The sequence below is a fragment of the Herbidospora mongoliensis genome (genome assembly GCF_001570545.1).
GTDB lineage: Bacteria > Actinomycetota > Actinomycetes > Streptosporangiales > Streptosporangiaceae > Herbidospora > Herbidospora mongoliensis.
In genome coordinates this window covers 29,174-50,803 of record NZ_BBXD01000027.1, presented here as the reverse complement: position 1 = coordinate 50,803, position 21,630 = coordinate 29,174, and the positions used below count along the sequence as shown (strand labels likewise).

The following is a 21,630-nucleotide window of genomic DNA, read 5'->3' as shown; positions in this document are numbered from 1 at the left end:
CGGTGAGGCCCTCCATGACGGGCCAAGACTGGTGATTTCACCGATGCGTGACCGGGTCACCGCTGCAAAGACTCATGCACCGTTCCGTCGGGGCGCGTGGTGAATCTGCCTCGGAGAAGGGCGGTGGTGCACATGCTGGAGATCGGACGCCTGACCGTGCGATTCGGCGGCGTCACCGCACTCGACGCCGTCGGCCTGGTGGCCGGGCAGGGGGAACTGGTCGGCCTGATCGGCCCGAACGGCGCCGGCAAGAGCACGCTGTTCGACTGCGTCACCCGCCGCCGCGACCCTGACGACGGGGTTGTCCGGGTCGGCGGCCAGGACGTGCTGACCCTGGCGCCCCACCTGGTGGCCGGGTGCGGCATCGCCCGGACCTTCCAGCAGCCGACGGTCTTCCCCCGGTTGTCGGTACGGGAGAACGTGATGACCGGGGCCCACCGGTTCGGCGCGGCCGGGTTCTGGCGGGCCGCGTTCGCCTGGGACTGGGAACGGCGGCTGCGCGAGCGCGCCGACGACGTGCTCGACATGTTCGGGCTGCTCGACGTGGGCGACCACCCGGCGGCGGGACTGCCGTTCGGGGTGCTGAAACGGGTGGAGATCGCGCGTGCGGTGGCCGCCGAGCCGAGGTTACTGCTTCTCGACGAACCGGCCGGCGGGCTGAGCCCCGAGGAGGCGCTGTCACTCATGGCCCTGGTCCGCGCCCTGCACCGGACGACGGGCATGACGGTCATCGTGGTCGAGCACCACATGGAGTTCGTCCTGGGGCTGTGCGAACGGATCGTCTGCCTGGACCTGGGCCACAAGATCGCCGACGGCCCGACGTACGTGGTGCGCCGGGATCCGGCCGTGATCGCGGCCTGTCTGGGGGCGCGATGAGCGGGCTTGAGGTCGGGGGGTTGCGGGCCGGGTACGGGGCCGCGTGGGTGTTTCACGGGGTCGATCTCGTGGCGGGGGAGCGGGAGATCGTGGTCGTCCTCGGGCCCAACGGGGCCGGGAAGACGACCCTGCTCAGGGCTCTGTCGGGGCTGGTGACGACCAGGGGCGCGGTGAAGGTCGGCGGGGTGCCGGTGCTCGGGCTCGCGCCCGAGGAGATCGTGCGGCGGGGGCTCGGGCACGTGACCGAGGAGCGCGGCGTGTTCGGTCCGCTGACCGTCGAGGAGAACCTGCGGGTGGGGGCGTTCGCGCGGCCGTGGCCACGCCGGGGGGTCGACGACGATCTGGCGCGCGTGTTCACCTACTTCCCGGTCCTCCAGGCCCACCTCCGCCAGCCCGCCGGCACTCTCAGCGGCGGCGAGCAGGGCATGCTCGCCATCGGCAGGGCGCTCATGGGCCGCCCCAGGGTGCTGCTGCTGGACGAGCCGTCGCGGGGGCTGTCGCCAGGGCTGACCGCGAGGCTGTTCCAGACCCTCGCGGCCATCGCCGGGCGCGAGGGCGGCACGATCGTCGTCGCCGAGCAGAACGCCCGCGCCGCCGCCCAGGTCGCGCACCGGGTGCACACCCTCGACGCCGGGCGGCTGGTCGCGTGATCGGTCAGGTCTTCCACGGCTTAGGGACCGGCGCCGTCTACGCCGCGCTGGCGCTGGCCCTGGTGCTCGTCTACCGCTTCACCGGCGTCGTCAACTTCGCCCAGGGCGAGCTCGCGATGGTGTCGGCCTATGTGGCGTGGCAGCTCGTCGACGCCGGACTGTCCTACTGGGTGGCGCTCCCGCTGACCATCGCGGTCGCGTTCGGCGCGGGCGCGCTGGCGCAGCGGCTCGTCATGCGGCAGGCGGAGGACGCGGCTCTGATCATGACCATCGGTCTGTACGTCTTCGTCCACGCCCTGGCCGCCCAGATCTGGTCCTCGGCCCTGCGCACCTTCCCCAACCCCTTCCCCGGCGGCCCTCTCGGGGTCGCCGGCCCGCTGGGCGTGGTGGCGGGGGTGCTCGCGCTGCTCTACGTCGTCATCCGGCACAGCGGGGCCGGGCTCACGCTCCGGGCGGTCGCCGCCGACCCGAGGGCGGCCCGGCTGTCGGGGATCAGGGTCGGCCGGGTGCACGCCCTCGGCTGGGGCCTGGCCGCCGCGGCGGGGGCCGTGTCCGGCGTGCTGATCGCGCCCGTCGTCTTCCTGGAGCCCGGGATGATGGGCGGCGTCCTGGTGTCCGCGCTGGCCGCCGCCGCCGTCGGCGGGTTCGTGAACCCCGCCGGGGCCGTCGCTGGCGGGTTGCTGATCGGGGTCGCCGAGACGCTGGCCGGCACCTACCTGTGGGCCGACCTGCGGGTCGTGGTGCCGCTCGTGATCATGCTGCTGGTCCCGGCGATCCGCGTCCGCGGGCAGTCGCGGGTACGGGCTTGAGTACCGTCACCGGGCACCGCCGCCCGGCCGTCGGGGAGTACGCGGGCGACCGGCGCCGGGCCTGGCCCTACCCCCGGGCATCGCTCGCCGTGGCCGTGCTCGCCGCCGCGTCGGTGCCGTTCGTGGTGCCGCCCTTCCCGCTCTACCAGGTGACGCTGGTGCTGGTCTACGTCGTGGCGCTGCTCGGGCTCGACCTCGTGACCGGGCACGGCGGCCAGATCTCGCTGGGCCACGGCGCGTTCCTCGGGATCGGCGCCTACGTGGCGGCGATCCTGCTCTCGCTCGACGTGCCCTACCCGGTGACGCTCCCGGCGGCCGGGCTGGTCGCCTACGGGCTCGGGCACGCCTTCGGATGGCCGGCGGTCCGCCGCCAGCGACCGGCCGACCCGCGAGCCCAACTTCTACAAGGACCCGGCCGGATGGGGCTCCGATCCCGCGGTGAAGACCTACCTGAGCGCGGTCGGCCGGTACGTCCCCGACGCCGACCCTTCGAGTTCCCAGGTCATGTTCGGGTGGACGTCCGCCGCCGCGTTCGCCACGACGATGGACCGGATGAAGTGCCCGTCGCGCGAGGGCCTGATGGCGGCGGCCAGGGACCTGCGCGGCGTCGAGATCGGCACCCTGCTCCCCGGCATCAGCCTCTCGACCGCGCCCGATGATCCCTATCCCGTGGACGACCTGCGGGTGTTCCGGTTCGCGGACTCGCGGTGGGAAGCGGTTTAATCTGGCATTGATGAGTCATGTTCACGTCGACCGGAAGGTCCTGCAGGCGGGTGCGGCCTACCGCAACCTGCTGGTGTCGTCGACCGGTCTGGTGCCCGACGAGCCGACCGTCGTGACGACCGGGTGCGGAATCCAGGTGCCCTACGCGCTGACGTCGGTCCGTCCGGAGAGCGTGACCTGTCTGGCCTGCCGGGAGCACGCGGCCAGGGAACACCTCGCCTACGCCGACCAGGTGCGGCGCCTCGGCCGGATGACCGGATCGGTCATCAGCGCCGACGAGGCCGACCAAGCCGCTGACCGGGCCCGGGACATCGCCCGGAAGTTCGCGAACTGATCTCCGTTGCCCGCCTGTCCGATGACCATCGAGCTTCCGCCCTGATATTTGATGATCATGTGGTGATCAGCGGATATCCGGGGGAGACGCGGTGGTTGAACGGTTGCTGCTCGACATCGACGAGGTCGGGCGGACGACGCTTTCGGGGTGGCCTGAGGTCGGCGACCCCGCCGATTTCGCCTGCCCTCCCGACCCGCCCGACCTCCGGTGGTACCTGGAGGACTATCTGCGCGCCCCCTACGGCGTCGACTCCAGCCGGGGCATCGCCGAATCCGCCCGGCTGGCCGCATGGGGAGAGGCGCTCTTCGAGGCCGTCTTCGGCCCGGCCGACCGGCGGGCGGCCTATGAGGCGGCGCGTGCCGGTTCCGTCGAGCTGGTGATCCGATCGGCCTCGGCCGAGCATCTCGGCCTGCCGTGGGAGTCGCTGCGCGATCCCGGCCGGGCGCGCTTCCTGGCCCTCGACGGGGTGGCGGTGGTCCGGGGCGGGCCGGGAACCGACCTCGAGAACGACCCCGGCGAGCCCGCGTCCGGTCCCGGACACCGGTTGCGGGTGCTGACGGTGCTTTCCCGGGGGGACCACCCGTTGATCGCCCGTCCACTCCTGGAGCGCCTGGGCGGCGCGGTCGACCTCGTCGTTCTGCGGCCGCCCACGGTGGCGCGGCTCCGCGAGGTGCTCGACGAGGGGGAGCCCTTCCAGGTCGTCCACTTCGACGGCGGAGGCCTGCCGGAACCGGCCGACGACGTGGCCGGGGCGCTGAAGGACGTGCCGGTGGTGATCGTCAACGCCTGCCCGCCCGAGACCGCCGTCACCCTGGCGGGCGCCGCCGCGTCGGTGGTCGCCCTGCCCCACCGCATCGACGCGATCGCGGCGGCCGACTTCCTGACCGGCCTGTACGCGAGCCTGCTCGCCGGTGACACCGTCACCGCCGCCGTCACCGCGGGACGCGCCCGGCTGGCCGAACGCCCCGACCGCACCAGCCCCCGAGGCCCGCTGCCGCTGAGCGACTGGGTGATCCCCGTCCACCACCTCCGGCGCGACATGCGGTTCCCCGACCTCCTCGACGCCCCCGGCGGGTTCGCCCCGGCGAAGGAGACGTTCGTCGGCCGCGACGCCCTCTTCTACGAACTCGAGGACGTCGTCCACCACAAGAGGGCGGCCCGCCTGCACGGCCCCGCGGGGATCGGGAAGACCGAGCTGGCCCAGGCGTTCGCCCGATGGTGGCGCGACACCGGCGGAGCCGACGACGACGGCGTGGTCTGGCACCCGGTGCGGCCGGGAACCGGCCCCGACGAGGTCGTCGCCGCCGTCGGCCTGCGGTTCCTCGGCGCCGCGTTCAGACGCGCCGACCGCGTCCGGCGTCGCGAGATGGTGCGCCGGCTCCTAGCCGAACGGCGGCTGCTCCTGGTCCTCGACGACGTCGAGACGCCCGAGTTCGCCGACTTCGCGACCGAGGTGGCCGCGTCGAGGCGCAGCGCGGTCCTGCTCACCGGCCGCACGCCCCAGATCGGCGGCCTGCCCCGCGTCGAGGTCACCGGCCTTGCCCCCGAAGACGCGAACAGATACGCCGACCACCTGCTGAGGTCACGCCCGGCGGCCCTGCCCCGGCGTCAGCGGTGGCTGTTCTCCGACCTGATGGCGGCATTGGGGGGCCACCCTCTCGGCATGCGGCTGATCCTGCCCGGCCTGGAGACCACCGAGCCCGAGGAACTGCTGGCCGCCCTCCGCGACGACGCCAGGACCCCGCTGGAGGCCGGCGTCCGCTACGCCCTGGCCCACCTGCCGGCCGACGACCGGCGCAGGCTGGGCGCCGCCTCGCTGTTCCCGGGGATCGTGATCGCCGACGTCCTCGGCATGATGTCGCACTTCTGGTCGGCCCCCGGCGCCTTCCTCGGCCTCGACGCGCCCGCCTGGCGCGCGGTCCTGGACCGCGCCGTCGCGACCGGCCTCCTCACCCGCGTCCACGTCGACACCGACACGGGCCCGGGGCTGAGCACCGGCACGGCCCTGGCCATGGCCCTCGGGATGTACGCCGTCCACCCGGCCCTGCGCGCCCACCTGACCGACAGCTGGCGGTCGGTGGACCCGCGCGACTTCGACCGGCAGTACGCCGTGACCAGGTTCGCCCTCCTGGAGGCCACCGCCGGATTCGCCACCAGGCTCCACCGGCAGCTGACCGAAGGCGAGGCCGAGATCGCCTCCCGGGTGCTGCACGTCCAGTACGACACTCTCGCCGGCATGTTCGGCGCCGCCCTGGACTCTCGCCAGTGGCGCAGCGCCCAGACGATCGCCACCGTCCTCACCGAACGCTGGTCCCGCGACCTGGACGAGGAGGGACGCGAATGGACCGCCCGCGCCCGCCGCACCCTGGAGTTCGCCGGCGGGATCGCCCCCGCCGTCGACGGCCCCGCAGGTGAACTGTGGTTCTCCCTGGTCGCCGGCGACGCGGAACGCCACCTCGCGGCCGGCCGCCTCGCCGAGGCCGGGAGCGCCTACCTCGACCTGCTCCGCGCCCTCCCGCAGCGGCCCCTCAGCGCGTCGCTGGTCGCGATCCAGCACCAGCTCGGGCGGGTGGCCGAGGAACGGGAGGAGTGGGACGAGGCGGACGAGTGGTACCGCACGTCCCTGACCGGCGGCGAGGCCCTCGACTACCGCCCGGTCATGGCGAGCAGCCGCCACGGCCTCGGCCGGGTGGCCCATGAGCAGGGACGGCTGGCCGAGGCCGAGACGTGGTACCGCACGTCGCTGGAGGTCAACGGGGCGCTCGGCGACCCGCGCATGATGGCGGCGACGTATCTCCAGCTGGTCAGGGTCGCCGGGGAACAGGGCGCGCTCGAGCGCGCCGCCGAGTGGGCGCTGCGATGCGTCGGGCTCGCCGGGCACGACCCGGCGGAGGTCGGCGTCGACCGGCTGGAGACGCGGTGGCGGGAACGCACCGGAGCGCCGCTCCCGACCGTGGTTCGCGACTACGTGATGGACCGCGCGGAGTGGACCGGGAGCTGATCGGCCGGGTGGAGATGCGCTCCACCCGGCCGAGTCCGTGAGGCCCTCTTAGGCGGGCGGCGGGACCTGGTAGGTCTTGGCCAGGTCCGAGATCGCGTGCTCCTTGAAGATCACGGCGCCGCCGATCGCGTCCTTGTCCGGCTTGGCGATGTACGACGACAGCGACGCCGGCTTGTCGTACACGGTGAAGTCCATCGGCGTCCCGCCGAAGCCGCCCTCCCAGGCGCTCTGCGACCGGTGGGCCTTGATGATGCCCTCCCGCGAGAGGTCCTTGGCCGCGCAGGCGGCCTTGAGGGCGTCGCCGACGATGACGGCCTGCGTGTATCCGGACGCGACACCGCTGTCCAGCAGCTCACCGGGGAACTTCGCCTGGTAGTCCTTGATGAGCTTCTCGTAGGCGGGCAGCGGCGCCGAGATGGGCGCCCCGGCCGTCACCACGTAGTAGTCCTTGAGCAGCGCGGGCGCGGCGGGGGTGTCGAGCAGCAGCGGGCTGTAGGCCGAGTTGCTCCCCATGAACGGCACGTCGAGCCCGGAGGCCAGCGACACGCCGACGAGCGAGGCGGCCTGACGCGGCCCGACCGACACCAGGATGGCGTTCACCCCGGCCTTCTTGAAGGCGGTCGCCTGCGCTGTCATGTCCTGGTCGGTCGCCTTGATCTTCTGCTCGACCAGGGTCAGGCCGAACTTCTCGGCGGCGAACTTCGACCCGTTGAGTGCGCTCTCGCCATAGTCGCCCTCGAAGTACAGGTGCCCGATCTTGTCGCCCGCCTTGATGCCCTTCTCCTTCATCAGGAAGTCGACGCCGTTGATCATGTCGACGTCGTAGGTCGTCCCCGTCACCTGGATCGCGTCGCTGCCGAGCAGGCCGGTGGCCCACGCGTTGGGAATCGTCAGGATCTTGTCGGCGGTGATCTTCTCCTTCAGGGCCTTCACCATCGGCGACCCGATGAACTGCGGGATCGCGGCCGTGCGCGGCGCGACCTCGGCATAGGCGGTCATCGCCTTCTGGACGTCGTAGCCGTGGTCGCGGACCACCGTCTCGATCGTCCGGCCGCAGATGCCGCCGGCGGCGTTGAGCTGGTCGAAGTACAGCTGCTGGGCCTGGGTGACGCTCTTGCCGAGCGGCGCGTAGGGGCCGGTGAGGTCGGTGAGCAGCGACAGGGTGATGGCCTTGTCGGTCACGCCGGCGCCGGTCTTGACGCCGTCGCCGCCCGTCGCGGTGGCCGGGGCCGCCCCGCCGGTGGCCTTGTCGCTGGCGCAGGCCGACGCGGCCAGCGCCAGGGCCGCGAGGACGATCGCGGCCTTCCTGTTACGGGACATGCGGACTCCTGGATTCTGAGGGGGAGGGAGTGGAGAGGGGCAGCCGCAGGCGCGGCGGTCTCAGGCGGATCTTGCGGAAGAGCCCGAGAAGGCCGCCCGGCAGGAAGAGCACGACCGTGACGACGGCCGCGCCGTACAAGATGCGGGCGGCCTCGGCAGGGGAGACGCCCCCCGGCGTCCCCGGGACGGCCACCAGCGGGATCGCGTCGCTGTACTTGGTGAGCAGTTGCGGCAGGAGGGAGACGAACAGGGCGCCGACGACGGCGCCGCCGACCGAGCCCAGGCCGCCGATGACGATCATGGCCAGGTAGTCGAGGGACAGCAGGACGCCGAAGTACTCCGGCACCGTCCGTTGGAAGACCAGTGCCAGCAGGACGCCGGCGAGACCCCCGTACATGCTGGACAGGACGAAGACCCCGGCCCGGTAACGCGCCACCGGGACACCCATCACGCCGGCCGCGATCTCGTGGTCGCGGATGGTGTTCATGGCCCGGCCGGGACGGCCCTTCAGCACGCCCTGGGCGAAGACCATCGACAGCGCCACCAGAACCAGGCCCAGGAACCAGAGCCGTTCCAGCGTCCCGAACGGGACCTGAAGGACGATCAGCGACGGGGTGTCGCCGAAGGAGAAGCCGAACAGGTTGAGCTCCGGTACCGCGCGGCCGTTGAAGCCGCCGGTCAGATGCTCGGCGTTGAACAGGACGTGCTGGCCCCCGAAGATCAGCGCGAAGGTGGCGATGCCCAGGTAGGCGCCCTTGAGCCGGCCCGCGATCGGGCTGAACAGCCCGCCGGCGATCCCGGCCGTCAGCACCGCCAGGACGACGGCCACCCCGGTCGGCAGGCCCAGCCCGCTCAGCTTGGCGGTCGGCTCGGCGGAGAAGAACACGTACGAATAGGCCCCGACTGCGAGGAAGAACGCGTGACCCATCGACAGCTGCCCCGTCGCGCCGGTGAGCAGGTTGATGCCGATCGCGCCGATCGCGGCCGACATCGCGAACAACCCGGTCTGCAGCCAGAAGCCGTCGAGGTAGAACGGCACCAGGGCGAGGACGACCACGACGCCGGTCCAGGCGAGATACCTATACACGGGCCAGCTCCTTGGTCCCGAACAGCCCGGCGGGCCGGATGAGCAGGATCACGAGCATCACCAGGAACGGCGCCACGTCGCCGATGCCGCGGCCGAGGAACGCCATGTCGTTCTGGTAGCCGCTCATCATCGACTCGGTCACGCCGATGATCAGGCCGCCGACCAGCGCTCCCGTGGTCGAGTCGAGGCCGCCGAGGATCGCCGCCGGAAAGGCCTTCAAAGCGACCAGCGACGTGCTCCGGTCGAGGCCGGGCGTGGGAAAGACGCACAGGAACAGCGCGGCCACCGCCGCGAGCGCGCCCGCGACGGCCCAGGCGCTCATCGACACGCGGCCGAGCCGGATGCCCATCAGCGAGGCCGTCTCGGCGTCTTCCGCGGCGGCGCGCATCGCGACGCCCCAGCCGGTGTACTTGAACGCCAGCAGGAACGCCGTGATCAGCAGGGCCGCCGTCACCAGCGCCACGATCCGGGTCTCGGCGATCGTCACGCCGCCGAACCGCATCACCTGGCTGCCCCACGGGTCGCCCATGGCCAGCACGTCGGTGCCGATCTGCCGGGTGAGTTCGGTCGTGAGCACGATGTCCACGCCGATCGTCACGATCGCGAGCACACTGTGCGAGGCCACATTCGCCCGGCGGATCACCAGGAACTCGATCGCGGCGGCCACCAGTGCGGCGGCGAGGATCCCGGCCAGCAACGCCGCCCAGAACCCGATGAGGGGCCACAGCCGCGCCACCAGGTAGCCGCCCGCCAGCAGCAGCGACGCGTGGGCGAAGTTCACGACCTCGGTCGCCTTGAAGATGATCACGAAGCCGAGCGCGATGAGCGCGTACACGGCTCCGATGGAGAGTCCGTTGACGAGCAGCTCCACGAATGTGGTCACGTGCCCTCCGTCCCGAGGTAGGCGCCGATGACGGCGGGGTCGGCCTGCACCTCGGCAGGGGTTCCGTCGGCGATGCGCCGGCCGAAGTCGAGGACGGTGACCCGGTCGGCCAGCCGCATGACCATGCCCATGTCGTGCTCGACCAGCACGATCGAGATGCCGAGGCTGTCGCGCACCGACAGGATGAGCTCGGCCATCTCCTGGCGCTCGCCGCTGTTCATCCCGGCCACCGGTTCGTCCAGGAGCAGCAGCCTGGGTTCCATGCAGAGCGCACGGGCCAGTTCCACCCGTTTCTGTACGCCGTAGGGAAGCAGCCCCACCGGGAACGCGAGCTTGCCGGTCAGCCCGACGAACTCGGCGATCTCGGCCACGCGCTGGAAGTGCCGCCGCTGCTCACGCCGGGCGTTGGGCAGGCGCAGCCCCGCCGACACGAACCCCGACGACGTCAGCCGGTGCCGGCCCAGCAGGAGGTTCTCCAGCACCGGCGCCCGGGGGGACAGCGCGATGTTCTGGAAGGTGCGGGCGACGCCCAGCGCCGCGATCCGGTGCGGCCGCAACGCGGTGAGCTCGGCTCCGCCGAACCGCACACTCCCGGACGTCGCCTTGTAGACCCCCGACAGCACGTTGAAGCAGGTCGACTTCCCGGCCCCGTTGGGCCCGATGACGGCGTGCACGGTCCCCGGCGCCACGGTGAAACTCACGTTGTCGAGCGCGGTGAGCCCGGCGAACCGGACGGTCACGTCGCGCACTTCGAGCGGTTCCATACCGTCCGGTTGGTATGCAGTAGTCATACTACGACCACCTCGACAGCGTGCGTGTCTCCAGCGCGCCCTCCACGGCGTCGGCGATGCCGAGGTAGCGGCGGCGCACCTCGTCGCTGGTCCGCAGTTCGGCGGAGGTCCCTTGCAAGGCCACCTCGCCGACCTCCAGGACGTACGCGTGCGACGCCAGCGACAGGGCCATCGCCACGTTCTGCTCCACGAGCAGGACCGAGGTGCCCAAACTGTTGATCTCCTTGATCGTTTCGGTGATGCGGGCCGCCATCAGCGGCGCCAGCCCCAGGGTGGGTTCGTCGAGCAGCAGCGTCGTCGGCCCGGCCATCAGCGCCCGCCCGATGGCGAGCATCTGCTGCTCCCCGCCGGACAGGAGCCCGGCCCGCTGTCTCGAGCGCTCTTTCAACACGGGAAACAGCTCGACGACCTGGTCATGCGCCTTCGCGTACTCCCGGCGCGGCCGTCCCAGGCCACCCGCGCGCAGGTTGTCCTCGACCGTCATCCGGGCGAACACCCGCCGCCCCTCGGGCACCTGGACGACCCCGCGGCCCACCACTGTGGCGGCGTCCAGGCCGGTCAGCCGCTGGTCCCCCAGGGTCACGCTGCCCTGGCAGCTGCCCCGGTGGAACCGGAGCGTGCCGGAGATCGCCCGGAGCAGGGTCGACTTGCCCGCGCCGTTCGCGCCGAGCACGGCCACGATCGACCCGGACGGGACCCGCATGGACACCCCGCGCAGCGCTCGCACCGGCCCGTAGCCCACCACCAGATCGCTGACAGCGAGATCGGCCATGACGCATTTCCTCCAAGAGCATCGGTGGTGCACACCAAACCCCGCGCGTGCACCGTCGTCCAGATGCCCCGGTGAAGTCGCGACCCCTGCCCACTCATGACGCGACCCCGTTGTGCAACCGCACAACGGCGTGTCACGAAACGAAACCGAACCTTGTTCCGGAACGAGGGGGATGGCAGGTTGGGGAGATGCGCTCCCTCACGCGGTCCCAGCACGACGCGGAAGTCCGTGAGCTGCTGCGCGACGCGGCCGGGGCCCTGCTGGCCCGGCTCCCGGAGCTGACCGACGAGCTGGTGACGCGGGTGCGCGGCGGTGACGAGGCCTACTGCACGTTCGTGCCCGCCGACGACCACTGGCAGAGCACCCGGGAGGGGCTCCGCATCGGCATCACCACGATGATGCAGGACCGGCGCGAACGCCGCGATCTTCCGTTCACCGAGTCGATGGCCCGCCGCCGGGCCGAGCAGGGGCTGCCGGTCGACTCCCTGATGCGCATGTACCGGCTGGCCGCGCAGGTGATGTGGTCGGCGCTGGTCGACTACGTGGAGAGGGAGCAGCCGGAGCGCATCGGCGTGCTGGTCAGGGTGGCCACCATCGTCTGGCACGCCATCGACCGGCAGGCCCTGGTGGCCGGCAACACCTACCGGCGCAGGGAACAGGAACTCCTCGGTCGCAACCACGAACGCCTGAACGCCCTGCTCGACGCGCTCCTCGACGGCACCGCCGACGCCGGCGTGGTGCACGGCGCGTCGGCCGCGCTCGACCTGCCCGAGCGGGCCCGCTTCGCGGTGGTGACGGTGCGTTTCCCGATCCGCCACGACCACGAGAGCACCCGCCTGCCGGAGAAGATCGGCCAGATGCGGCTGATGTGGCGGATGCGCACCGGCCACGAGGTCGCCGTCGTCGCCCTGGGCGACGCGTCACTCGACGATCTGACCGAGGGCCTGCGCCTGGTCGTCAGCGGGGTGGCCGGGGTGAGCCCGGTCGTGGAGAGCTTGGTCGACCTGGGCGACGCCCACCGCCTGGCCGAACTCGCGATGCGCACCTGCGTCGACAGCGGCCCCGAGATCGCCCGCCTCGACCAGCGGCTCCCCGCCGTGCTGGTCATCTGCCAGCCCGAGATCTCGGGCCATCTCGTCGGGGGAGTGCTGGGGCCCCTGCTCGCGCTGGAGGGCGCCGACAAAGAGGTTCTCCTGATGACCCTGGAGACCTGGCTGCAGTGCGAGGGTTCGGCGGCCCGCGCGGCCGGGCGGCTCTACTGCCACCGCAACACGATCATCAACCGGATCCGCCGCATCGAGCAGCTCACCGGGCGTTCTCTCTCCCGTCCCCGGGACATCGTCGACCTCACTCTCGCCTTGGACGCGGTCCGTCTCTTACCTCTCTGATGGAGAGCGCTCTCCGCTAAAGTGGCGGTCATGAGGGAAGATCGGGTGGCCTCACCCACGCTGGAGGACGTGGCACGGGCCGCCGGGGTCTCCCGGGCGACGGTATCCCGCGTGATCAACGGCATCCGCAACGTCGATCCGTCGATCCAGGAAGCGGTCCGCCGGGCCATCGCCGAAGTGGGCTACGTCCCCAACCGGGCCGCCCGGCAGCTGGTCACCGGCAAGACCGGTTCGATCGCTCTGGTCGTCTCCGGAGCGGGCCAGTTCTTCGCCCGCGTCTTCACCGACCCCTTCTTCGGCCGCGTCGTCGAGGGCATCAGCGGGCACCTGCGCCCGCTCGGCGTGCACCTGGTGCTGATGCTGGCCGAGGCCGCCGACGCGCGGGCCCAGGTCGTCGACTACGTCCGCGAAGGACACGTCGACGGCGCGATCCTGGTCACCACCCACGCCGACGACCCCCTCCCGGCGATGCTGGCCGAGTCGGGCACCCCCGTCGTCCTGTTCGCCCGCCCCGACCACCCGATTCCCATCTCGTACGTCGACCTCGCCCACGGCGCCGGCGCGCGGATGGCCGCAGACCACCTGGTCGCGCGCGGCTGCGAACGGGTCGCGACCATCTCCGGGCCGCTCGACGTGCTCGCCTCGATGGAGCGCCAGTCGGGCTTCCGCGAGGCGATGGCCCGCCACGGCCACGCCTACGTGCCCAGCGTGCCCGGCAACTTCACCAAGGAGAGCGGCCAGCAGGCCATGGCCCGGCTGCTCGACGACCACCCGAACATCGACGGCCTGTTCGTCGCCAACGACCTGATGGCGCAGGGAGCGCTGGAGGTCGCCGCCGCGCGCGGCCTGCGGATCCCGGCCGATCTCAAGGTCGTCGGCTTCGACGACAGCACGGCCGCGCTGGCCTGCCGTCCGCCGCTGACGACCATAAGGCACCCCGTCGAGGACATGTCGGCCGAGATGTCCAAGCTGCTGCTGGCCCAGATCGAAGACCCGGCCCGGCGCCCCAAGTCGATCATCTTCGAGCCCGAGCTCGTGGTCCGCGAGACGACCTAGCGGAACAGCCCCGCGGGGACGGAATCGGCGATGGCCCGGTAGCCCGCCGGGTTGAGGTGCAGGTGGTCGCCGGTGTCGTAGGCGGGCAGCAGCCGGCGCGGTTCCGCCGGGTCGCGGGTCACCTCGTCGAAGTCGACGACGGTGTCGAACCTGCCGCTGATCCTGATCCAGCGGTTCACCTTCTGCCGGGTCGCCTCCCGCAACCCCGCCGGGTCGTCGTAGGGGGTGTTCGCGCCGAAGGGGGTGATCGTGGCTCCGTACACGCGGATGTCCTGGGCCCGCGCCCGCACGATGATCTGCTCGTAGGCGGCGATCAGGTCGGCGGCGACCTGGTTCTGGGCGGCCTCGCCCGCCTCGGCGGTGCCGATGTCGTTGACGCCCTCGAAGACCAGCAGCCACTCGACGCCGGTGGTGGCCAGCACGTCGCGGTCGAGCCGGGCCAGCGCGTTGGGGCCGAGCCCGTCGTTGAGCACCCGGTTGCCGCCCGCCGCCTGGTTCAGCACCGCGACGCCGCGCAGCCGGTCGGCCAGCAGGTCGGGCCAGCGGTCGTTCCCGTTCGTGGTCGAGCCCCGGCCGTCGGTCAGCGAGTCGCCGAGCAGGACGACCGCCTTCGCGCCGGAGGTGGTCTCGACGCCGCTGAGGAGATACCAGTGGTCGGTCGGCGTCGCTCCCGGCAGGTCGGTGTCGGCGACGTGGTCACCGGCGAGCAGATGCGATGTCGTCCGCGACCCCGGATGCGACGTCACGTTGTTCGAGGCCTGCCCCTGGGCCAGGTACACGGTGACCGTGAGGTTGGTCCCCGCGGCGACCGGGAAGTTCAGCGGGTCGGAGACCGCGAGGGCGCCGACCGGCACGGAGACGGACTCCCGCCCCTGGAAGGTCACCGGCCGCGACGACCCCGGCCTGATCGAGGCGGCCCCCGCCTGACCGCCCGCCGGCAGCGCGACGGCGACCTTGGTGATGGGCAGCGCCGCGCCGCCGAACGCGTTGGAGAACCGCAGCCGGAGCTGCCGCCCGCCCGCGGTGACCCGCACGGTCTGCCGCAGGGTCGTGTCGTCCATGACCAGGTTGTCCTGCGTGAACGGCGCGGGCGGCAGGTTGTGCGGCTCGGTGAGCTGCGGCATCGCCGTCCACGTGTGCACCCAGCCGACCTCGCCCGATCCGAGCGCGGGCGACACACCGAGCAGGGCGACGGCGAGCGCCGGCGGCGAAAGATTCAGGGCTTGGGCCACGGGTTGGCCTTGCAGCCGCGCAGCGAGATCGTCTGCTGGACCATCACCGGCGCCGGCTTGCCCTTGGACGGGCAGTCGCGGTGGCCGTGCCCGAGGCCGTGGCCGACCTCGTGGCTGATCACGTACTGCCGGTAGAGGTCCAGGTCCTTGTACGTGTCGGCGCCGAACGCCCATCGCCTCGCGTTGATCACCGCGCGGCGGCCGTTCCAGCAGGACAGCTGGCCGAAGGTGCGCAGCGGGAGGCACTCGCGGTTGGTCGTGCCGGGACTGGACAGCGTCACCCGGAGCTGCACCGAACCCTTGGACACCCGCTCGAACCGCCCCCAGCCCCGGGGGTCGTTCAGGATGTCGTGGACGGACGTCGCGAACTCGTCCACATCGAAGGGAAGGCCCTTCTCGACCTCCACCATGTACTTGATCACCGGCCCCTTGCCCTCGCGGGGCTCCGCCTCGCCGCCGGCCGTGCGGAACTTCCCGGAGCCCCTCTCGGGCACCTTGATCTTCTTCGGCTTCGGCGCGGGTGGCGGGATGTAAGGGAGTGTGGGCCTCGGTGACGCCCGGACGGGCGGGGGCGCTGGCACGGTCCCGACCTGGGCCACCGTTGTCGGGATCTCCTCGGACGGCAGCGTGAAGCCCCAGGTCACCGCTCCCACTACGGCGATCCCGGCCGCCGCGAGCAGGACACGGTGGTTCACGACCCTCCCAAAACGAACAGAAGGTGATCATACGGGAGGAGATCATCCTCGCAGTTACGGTTGGGGGGTATTGCTGGCGCTTTCCGGTGAATCGTGGGCGTAGTCCGATTTCGCGAACTAGAGTCCCCACTATCGGGCGGCATGGAGGACAGAACGGGTGGAACGTTCCCCTGAGACGATCACCAATGACCTTTTAGCCGTCGTCACCCGAGAGCTCGGATACCGGGAGAAGCCCGGACAGCACACCAAATACGGCGCGTGGTACGCCGAGACCGTCAAGGATCCGCAGTACCGCAACGCCGCCTGGTGTGACATGTTCATCGCCTGGGCCGCGGACAAGGCCGGAGTCACCGACTACGTCGGAGCCTTCGCCTGGACGCCGTCGCACGCGCGCTGGTTCGAACAGCGCCAGGCATGGACGGAGACCCCCGAGCCGGGAGCCCTGGTCTTCTTCGACTGGGCGGGTGGCGACGACATCAAGGGCATCGATCACGTGGGCATCGTCGAGAGCGTCAACGGCGGCAAGATCCACACGATCGAGGCGAACGTCGACAAGGTGTGGCTCAAGCGGAAGGTCCGCGACGAGAGCAAGGTGGTCGGCTACGGCTTACCCCGGCTGGTCAAGCCTGACCTGACCGTGGAACCGGCCGACGTGACGCTCGCGTTACGGCCCGACGCGGTCAGCGCCACCACGAGCCACGCGGGCGGGATCGACCCGGTCGCGGCGATGGCGACCGGGGTGCTCGTCGTGGCGGTGGGGGTGAGCCTGATCTTCGGCGGCTTCCACGTGAAGAAGATCGCCTTCTCCGAAGGCCGGCACCGCAAGCGCGCCCGCCGCTCCGACTTCGACTTCGACGACTGATCAGCCGTCGGCCGCCCAGGTCCACGTCTTCTTCAGCATCGCCGCCACCCGCGCGAACGCGCGGGGGTCGAGGATCGCGCCCTCGCGGCGGATGTCGTCCTCGTCCATCTCGAAGACGCGGTCGAGCCGGAGGTAGGACGGCCGCGCCTCGCCGTCCCAGGCGCCGGCGCCCAGGGACAGCCACTCGCGGGGGTCGTCGCCGCCCCTGCTGGAGAGCATCATGCCGAGCAGGCGGCGTCCGTGGCGGCCGACGACCAGCAGCGGGCGGTCCTTGCCCCGGGACGGGTCCTCCTCGTAGGGGACCCAGGTCCAGATGACCTCGCCGGGGTCGGCGAGGCCGTCGAGGTCGGGCGAGTACTCCATGAACGCGGCCCGGTCGATCCGGTGGACCTCGCGGACGGCACCCCGCGACGGACGCGGGTCCTCTCCATGATCACGCACGTTACGCACCTTATCGGACGGTACGCACCCAGTACGGATCCTCGTAGAGGACGGCTCCCTCTTCGTCCATGAGCTGCTCGGGCGCCGAGATCAGGGCGACCTCGCCCTCCTGCTGGAGTTGCAGCAGGACGTCCCGCACCCGGGGGCCGACCGGCAGCTGGCCCGGCGCGAGACTCAGGCGTTCGCGCACCAGGTCGGCGAGTTCGGACAGGCGGAAGGGGCGTCCCGGCAGCAGCGCCAGGACCACCCGGACGGGGATGACCGTCTCGGCCTCGACGTGGGCCAGCTCCCACACGAGCTGCGGGCCGCGCCTGCCGGTTCCGGCGCAGGCCAGACAGCGGCGTTTCCAGCCGGGGAACGGCTCTTCCTCCATGGTGCCGAAGCAGGCCGTACACAGATTGGCTTCTGAGGCGTGCAGCTCGGCGGTCACCTGGTCGGGGAGATCGACCCCGCAGGAACAGGCCAGAGGCGTGCGCGACATGATGTGCTGCGCTTTTTCCTGATTCATCCCTTCGCACTGTAGCCACTCCCGTTCCGACACGCTGCCTCCTGACCAGCACGTGAACGTGTTGTGACACCATTCCTCGTATGCGAAAAACCGGATGGCTTGTCGCGGGGGCACTCGCCGCTGGTGTCGCGTGGAGACTGCGCGACATCCCCGAGGCGATGGGCGCGAACCCTACGGGCGTGCGCGCTGATCGGGTCCGCCGTTCCCCCCAGTTCCACGGCACCGCGTTCGCCAACACGACGCCCGCCGTCATCACCCCGCGCGAGGAGAGCGGCAAAATCCTCCGCGACCTCCTCTTCGGCCGCGAGCAGCGCCGCCCGCGCGGCGAGATCCCCGTGGTCACCCCCGACCCCGACCCCATCAGTGACCTCGACATCGTCTGGTACGGCCACGCGTCCGTGCTGGCCGAGATCGAGGGCCGCCGGGTCATGTTCGACCCGGTCTGGAGCGACCGATGCTCGCCGGTGCCGTTCGCCGGACCCCGGCGCAACCACAGACCCCCGGTGCCGCTCGACATGCTGCCCCGGCTCGACGCGATCGTGATCTCCCACGACCACTACGACCATCTCGACATGCGGACGGTCCAGGCCCTCATCGGGTTCCAGGACGCCCCGTTCGTCGTCCCGCTCGGGGTGGGCGCCCACCTGGAGCGGTGGGGCGTGCCGGAGTCGCGCATCGTCGAACTCGACTGGAACGAGAGCGTCACCATCCGGGGCCTGGAGCTGACGGTCACCGAGGCGCGGCACTTCTCCGGCCGCGCCTTCACCCGCAACACGACCCTGTGGGGTTCGTGGGTGGTGGCCGGGGAGCGCCGCAAGGTCTTCTACACCGGCGACTCCGGCTACTTCGAGGGGTACGCCGAGATCGGCCGGCGGCACGGCCCCTTCGACGTGGCGCTGATCCAGATCGGCGCCTACAGCGAGCGCTGGCCCGACATCCACATGACGCCCGAGGACGCGGTCCGGGCCCACATCGACCTGAACGCCGGGCTGCTGGTGCCGGTCCACTGGTGCACCTTCTCGCTGGCCTTCCACTCGTGGGGCGAGCCGGTCGACCGCCTGTGGCGGGAGGCGAAGGGCAGGGGCGTGCACCTGGCCGTACCGAAGCCCGGAGAGCGGTTCGCGGTGGCGGAGCCGCCGCTTGTGGACGGGTGGTGGCAGCAGATCGAATAGGCTGTCGGCTTCCGTAAATCGTGAAGACCGGGGGAGTTGCCACGTGGCCGAGAAGGTCGTCCTGATCGATGATCTCGACGCGTCCGAAGGGGTGGACGTCTCGCGGCGGGAGTTCCGCCTGCTCGACAAACTGTTCGCGATCGACCTGTCGGAGGCCAACAACGCCCGTCTGGCCGAGGCCGTCGGCCTGATCGAGCTGGCCATCGACAAGGGGCGTGAGGTCAAGCAGGCGGGGCGGGGCCGCAAGCCCGCCGAGCCCAGCAAGCTCCAGGGGTTCACCAACACCGACGTCCGCGACTGGGCCAAGGCCCAGGGGCTCGAGGTGCCGGCGCGCGGCAAACTGCCGGAAGACGTGATCGACGCCTTCGTGGCGGCGCAGGCGGAGCCCGTGGAATCCTGATCGGGTGCGGATCGATCTCCACAGCCACAGCAGCGCCTCCGACGGGACCGAGCGCCCCGCCGAGGTGGTGTGGCGCGCCCGGGAGGCCGGTCTCGACGTGCTGGCCCTCACCGACCACGACGGCGTGGGGGGCCACGCCGAGGCGCTGGCGAACCTGCCCGACGGGCTGACCCTGGTGCCCGGCATGGAGCTGTCGTGCCGCCGCGACGGGATGAGCATCCACATGCTCGCCTACCTGTTCGACCCCGACCACCCGGGCCTGGCCCGGGAGACGGCGCTGATCCGCGAGGCCAGAGACGGCCGGGCCGCCGAGATGGTGGCCCGGCTGATCGGTCTCGGCGTCCCCATCACGATGGCGATGGTCGAGGAGATCGCGGGCGGGGGAGTGATCGGCCGCCCCCACGTGGCACGGGCGATGATGGCCGTGGGCGCCGTGGCCGACTTCGAAGAGGCCTTCTCCAACCGGTGGATCGGCTCCGGGGGCCGGGCCCACGTGGCTCGATACGCCCTCGATCCCGTACGCGCCGTCGAACTGACCCGCGCCGCCGGAGGCGTGGCGGTGCTGGCCCACCCCCGTTCGGCCAAACGTGGCCGGGTGGTGCCCGACGAGTGGATCGCCGACATGGCCGCCGCCGGTCTGGCCGGGGTCGAGGTCGACCACCGCGACCACACCACGATGGCGCGTGAGGAGTTGCGCGGCCTGGCCAAGGACCTCGGGCTGATCGTGACGGGGTCGAGTGACGACCACGGCGAGCTGACGGGTCACCGGCTGGGCTGCGAGACCACCGCCCCCGAGGCTTACGAGGCGCTGCTCGAAGCCGTCCCGTACGCCGGCCGACACTAGGAGAAGCTCGCGCGGGCGATCATCCGGTCGACGGAGGACCGGAACACCGCGGGCCCCGGGCCGTCCAGGATCATGACCTTCGCATCGGGCAGGATCCAGGCGCGGACGAACTGAGTGTCGCCGTCGTCGCATCTGACGGTCCACTCGCGGTACACGGCGGTTCGGTCGCCCACCCGCCCGGTGGCGGAACGGCTGAGCCTCGTGTCGACGATCAGGGCCGGGTCGCCGTGGCCGAAACAGACCGGTGGGCCGCTGCCGGTCCACCATCCGTCGTCACCGTCCCGGCGGAACGGGCTGGACACGTCACCACCGGCCAGCACCTGGTCATAGGCACGATCGGCGTAGACCATGAAACCGTGGCAGTAGGCCCCGTCCTCACAGGACCGCACGTTGACCACGCCGTCCCCGATGTCCGGGATGATCTGCCACCCGGCGGGGGCCTCGACACAGACCGGCCCCGGAGTGACCGATCGCGGGCCGGGCACGCAGTGGTCGGCGAAGGGCAGCCGGGGGGCGAACCACTTGCCGTCCCATCGCCAGGAGAGCGTGTGCGGAACGGAGGGTCCGCTCGCGTGGGAATCGGTCTCCGAGTAGTAGCGCACACCGGTCTTCAGCAGGCCGTCTTCGACGGCGAACGTCGCGCTGTCGTACCGCGGGCCGAGGCCGAGCCCGGTGGGCAGCGGCTCAAGGGCGGGCAGGCGGGCCATCTGACGTGGGCCCTCGGTGAAGACGAGGACGTCCTCCACGGAGAAGTTGCTCGGCTCGCCGGAGCAGGCGAAGAGCACGGCGGCCTCCGGTCTCCCGTCTCCGGTCAGGTCGCCGACCGCCACGGCCTCGACCGCGAGGGCGTAGCCGTGGGAGTAGCGCCGGTCGCCCGGATGCCGCGCCCTGCCGTCGCGCATGGTGACCTTGAGCGGTTCGGGCGAGATTCCGCCGCAGGGAAGGGTGTACTCCCGGTTGCGGAAGTCCACGCCGGCGACGGGATGTTCGACGGTCGCGTTGAACGTCACCACGCCCTGCGCCGAGCCGGAGAAGAGCGCCGTCGCCATCTCGGCCGCCATGACGGACAGTCCCGCGATGCCGATCAACGATGAGATCACCGGCACCAGCCGGGCCGCCACCTCCTCGCTCACCGGCACCCCCAGCAGGGCGAGGGCCTCCATGAGCACCGCGCGCTGCTGCTCGTCGGCCAGCAGGAGGTAGAAGTGACGGCCGAACGCCTCCAGATCGCCGTCGTAGAGGGCGCGGACGGCCTCCATGAAGTCCACGCTGGTGGCCGCGACCGCGGCGGCCCGCTGGATCGCGCTCGCCGAACGCGCCTGCGCGATACCGCCCAGGATGCTGGAGGCGATCGTGAGCAGGTTCAGGATGCCCGCGACGTTCTGGGTGCCGCGCAGAGCGGGGGTGATGACGATCGACTGGGACACGGGCTGCCTGGTCGCGTCCACCTCCCAGGTCCAGACCGCCTTTCCGCCGGGGCCGATCGCGCCGATCTGGGCGTACAGGCCGCCCGGGTCGTCGAGCGGGTCGGCGGGAGTGAGCCGGCCGGTGCCGCTGGGGGCCTGGACCACCACGTTGGTCCAGAAATCATGCGTGTTGACCACCACGACGCGCGCCTGGGACTGCGAACCCTCGATCAGGGTCACCTCGGCCTCGGCGGCTCCTGACGCGAGCGAGAGGTCGGCCATGACCTTGAGGTAGGGGCGTTCCGCTGCCGGGGGAGTGAGCAGCGGGAGGAGGATCAGGGCGGACAGGACGGCGTTTCCCCATTTGAGGCTCATCGGTA

At 71.4% G+C, this 21,630-nt stretch carries 22 protein-coding genes; 12 read left to right on the top strand and 10 right to left on the bottom strand.

Annotated elements, in window-relative coordinates; translation table 11 throughout:
• Positions 1-132: 132 nt before the first annotated feature.
• From AW272_RS37070 to AW272_RS37045, 6 genes are all read left to right on the top strand, one after another.
• Complete coding sequence (locus AW272_RS37070; protein WP_066375202.1) at positions 133-876, top strand: ABC transporter ATP-binding protein; 744 nt, start codon at positions 133-135, stop codon at positions 874-876.
• Positions 873-1,526 (top strand): ABC transporter ATP-binding protein, encoded by a 654-nt coding sequence (locus AW272_RS37065; protein ID WP_066375043.1) that lies wholly within the window; start codon positions 873-875, stop codon positions 1,524-1,526. Before AW272_RS37070 ends, AW272_RS37065 begins: the two co-directional genes overlap by 4 nt.
• Complete coding sequence (locus AW272_RS37060) at positions 1,523-2,335, top strand: branched-chain amino acid ABC transporter permease (protein WP_066375040.1); 813 nt, start codon at positions 1,523-1,525, stop codon at positions 2,333-2,335. The genes AW272_RS37065 and AW272_RS37060 overlap by 4 nt, the downstream gene beginning before the upstream one ends.
• The gene (locus AW272_RS41445) at positions 2,332-2,994 is read left to right on the top strand and encodes an ABC transporter permease subunit (protein WP_083959093.1); all 663 of its coding nucleotides are present in this window, start codon (positions 2,332-2,334) and stop codon (positions 2,992-2,994) included. Before AW272_RS37060 ends, AW272_RS41445 begins: the two co-directional genes overlap by 4 nt.
• 74 nt (positions 2,995-3,068) lie before the next feature.
• Entirely contained in the window at positions 3,069-3,392 is a 324-nt protein-coding gene (locus AW272_RS37050) for a hypothetical protein (protein WP_066375035.1), read from the top strand.
• A 91-nt stretch (positions 3,393-3,483) separates the two neighbouring features.
• Positions 3,484-6,393: a tetratricopeptide repeat protein gene (locus AW272_RS37045; RefSeq protein WP_157519200.1), complete on the top strand. Its 2,910-nt coding sequence runs from the start codon at positions 3,484-3,486 to the stop codon at positions 6,391-6,393.
• A gap of 48 nt (positions 6,394-6,441) precedes the next feature.
• Here AW272_RS37045 and AW272_RS37040 read toward each other — a convergent pair whose 3' ends face one another.
• From AW272_RS37040 to AW272_RS37020, 5 genes are read right to left on the bottom strand one after another with little or no spacing between them, the layout of a single operon-like run.
• Entirely contained in the window at positions 6,442-7,713 is a 1,272-nt protein-coding gene (locus AW272_RS37040; RefSeq protein WP_066375032.1) for an ABC transporter substrate-binding protein, read from the bottom strand.
• The gene (locus tag AW272_RS37035; protein ID WP_066375031.1) at positions 7,703-8,800 is read right to left on the bottom strand and encodes a branched-chain amino acid ABC transporter permease; all 1,098 of its coding nucleotides are present in this window, start codon (positions 8,798-8,800) and stop codon (positions 7,703-7,705) included. Before AW272_RS37035 ends, AW272_RS37040 begins: the two co-directional genes overlap by 11 nt.
• Positions 8,793-9,683: a branched-chain amino acid ABC transporter permease gene (locus AW272_RS37030; protein ID WP_066375028.1), complete on the bottom strand. Its 891-nt coding sequence runs from the start codon at positions 9,681-9,683 to the stop codon at positions 8,793-8,795. Before AW272_RS37030 ends, AW272_RS37035 begins: the two co-directional genes overlap by 8 nt.
• The gene (locus tag AW272_RS37025; protein WP_066375022.1) at positions 9,680-10,474 is read right to left on the bottom strand and encodes an ABC transporter ATP-binding protein; all 795 of its coding nucleotides are present in this window, start codon (positions 10,472-10,474) and stop codon (positions 9,680-9,682) included. Before AW272_RS37025 ends, AW272_RS37030 begins: the two co-directional genes overlap by 4 nt.
• Position 10,475: 1 nt before the next feature.
• Entirely contained in the window at positions 10,476-11,246 is a 771-nt protein-coding gene (locus AW272_RS37020) for an ABC transporter ATP-binding protein (RefSeq protein WP_066375020.1), read from the bottom strand.
• Between the two features lie 188 nt (positions 11,247-11,434).
• On the opposite strand from AW272_RS37020, the gene AW272_RS37015 reads away from it, so the two are divergent.
• On the top strand, positions 11,435-12,634 hold the full coding sequence (locus tag AW272_RS37015) for a PucR family transcriptional regulator (protein WP_066375018.1): 1,200 nt from the start codon (positions 11,435-11,437) through the stop codon (positions 12,632-12,634).
• 30 nt (positions 12,635-12,664) lie between these two features.
• Positions 12,665-13,690 carry a LacI family DNA-binding transcriptional regulator gene (locus tag AW272_RS37010; protein WP_066375194.1) on the top strand — a complete coding sequence of 342 codons (1,026 nt, stop codon included), beginning with the start codon at positions 12,665-12,667 and terminating at the stop codon, positions 13,688-13,690.
• On the opposite strand, the gene AW272_RS37005 is transcribed toward AW272_RS37010, so the two are convergent.
• Positions 13,687-14,922, bottom strand: a complete 1,236-nt coding sequence (locus tag AW272_RS37005) for an SGNH/GDSL hydrolase family protein (protein ID WP_245657908.1) — start codon at positions 14,920-14,922, stop codon at positions 13,687-13,689. The two genes, AW272_RS37010 and AW272_RS37005, sit on opposite strands and share 4 nt — an antisense overlap.
• Positions 14,907-15,617 (bottom strand): DUF3152 domain-containing protein, encoded by a 711-nt coding sequence (locus tag AW272_RS44610; protein ID WP_083959091.1) that lies wholly within the window; start codon positions 15,615-15,617, stop codon positions 14,907-14,909. The genes AW272_RS37005 and AW272_RS44610 overlap by 16 nt, the downstream gene beginning before the upstream one ends.
• Positions 15,618-15,774: 157 nt before the next feature.
• On the opposite strand from AW272_RS44610, the gene AW272_RS36995 reads away from it, so the two are divergent.
• A complete protein-coding gene (locus AW272_RS36995) occupies positions 15,775-16,479 on the top strand; it encodes a CHAP domain-containing protein (RefSeq protein ID WP_066375016.1) in 705 nt (234 codons plus the stop codon).
• On the opposite strand, the gene AW272_RS36990 is transcribed toward AW272_RS36995, so the two are convergent.
• On the bottom strand, positions 16,480-16,920 hold the full coding sequence (locus AW272_RS36990; RefSeq protein WP_066375186.1) for a type II toxin-antitoxin system PemK/MazF family toxin: 441 nt from the start codon (positions 16,918-16,920) through the stop codon (positions 16,480-16,482).
• A 10-nt stretch (positions 16,921-16,930) separates the two neighbouring features.
• Positions 16,931-17,428, bottom strand: a complete 498-nt coding sequence (locus AW272_RS36985) for a hypothetical protein (RefSeq protein WP_066375015.1) — start codon at positions 17,426-17,428, stop codon at positions 16,931-16,933.
• 80 nt (positions 17,429-17,508) lie between these two features.
• Between AW272_RS36985 and AW272_RS36980 the strand changes: the two genes are divergently transcribed.
• Genes AW272_RS36980 through AW272_RS36970 form a run of 3 tightly spaced genes read left to right on the top strand, consistent with a single transcriptional unit; the run spans position 17,509 to position 19,844 of the window.
• Positions 17,509-18,600 (top strand): MBL fold metallo-hydrolase, encoded by a 1,092-nt coding sequence (locus AW272_RS36980; protein ID WP_066375009.1) that lies wholly within the window; start codon positions 17,509-17,511, stop codon positions 18,598-18,600.
• 43 nt (positions 18,601-18,643) lie between these two features.
• Complete coding sequence (locus AW272_RS36975; protein WP_066375006.1) at positions 18,644-19,000, top strand: Lsr2 dimerization domain-containing protein; 357 nt, start codon at positions 18,644-18,646, stop codon at positions 18,998-19,000.
• Between the two features lie 4 nt (positions 19,001-19,004).
• A complete protein-coding gene (locus AW272_RS36970; RefSeq protein ID WP_066375004.1) occupies positions 19,005-19,844 on the top strand; it encodes a PHP domain-containing protein in 840 nt (279 codons plus the stop codon).
• Here AW272_RS36970 and AW272_RS36965 read toward each other — a convergent pair.
• The gene (locus tag AW272_RS36965; protein WP_066375001.1) at positions 19,841-21,625 is read right to left on the bottom strand and encodes a hypothetical protein; all 1,785 of its coding nucleotides are present in this window, start codon (positions 21,623-21,625) and stop codon (positions 19,841-19,843) included. The genes AW272_RS36970 and AW272_RS36965 overlap by 4 nt on opposite strands.
• Positions 21,626-21,630 lie beyond the last annotated feature (5 nt).

Bases quoted from the DNA above. Each gene is read 5' to 3' on its own strand.
- AW272_RS37070 (WP_066375202.1), top strand. From the start codon at position 133: ATGCTGGAGATCGGACGCCTGACCGTGCGATTCGGCGGCGTCACCGCA.
- AW272_RS36980 (WP_066375009.1), top strand. From the start codon at position 17,509: ATGCGAAAAACCGGATGGCTTGTCGCGGGGGCACTCGCCGCTGGTGTC.
- AW272_RS37065 (WP_066375043.1), top strand. From the start codon at position 873: ATGAGCGGGCTTGAGGTCGGGGGGTTGCGGGCCGGGTACGGGGCCGCG.
- AW272_RS36985 (WP_066375015.1), bottom strand. From the start codon at position 17,428: ATGAATCAGGAAAAAGCGCAGCACATCATGTCGCGCACGCCTCTGGCC.
- AW272_RS37025 (WP_066375022.1), bottom strand. From the start codon at position 10,474: ATGACTACTGCATACCAACCGGACGGTATGGAACCGCTCGAAGTGCGC.
- AW272_RS37050 (WP_066375035.1), top strand. From the start codon at position 3,069: ATGAGTCATGTTCACGTCGACCGGAAGGTCCTGCAGGCGGGTGCGGCC.
- AW272_RS37015 (WP_066375018.1), top strand. From the start codon at position 11,435: ATGCGCTCCCTCACGCGGTCCCAGCACGACGCGGAAGTCCGTGAGCTG.
- AW272_RS37040 (WP_066375032.1), bottom strand. From the start codon at position 7,713: ATGTCCCGTAACAGGAAGGCCGCGATCGTCCTCGCGGCCCTGGCGCTG.
- AW272_RS37020 (WP_066375020.1), bottom strand. From the start codon at position 11,246: ATGGCCGATCTCGCTGTCAGCGATCTGGTGGTGGGCTACGGGCCGGTG.
- AW272_RS37010 (WP_066375194.1), top strand. From the start codon at position 12,665: ATGAGGGAAGATCGGGTGGCCTCACCCACGCTGGAGGACGTGGCACGG.
- AW272_RS36965 (WP_066375001.1), bottom strand. From the start codon at position 21,625: ATGAGCCTCAAATGGGGAAACGCCGTCCTGTCCGCCCTGATCCTCCTC.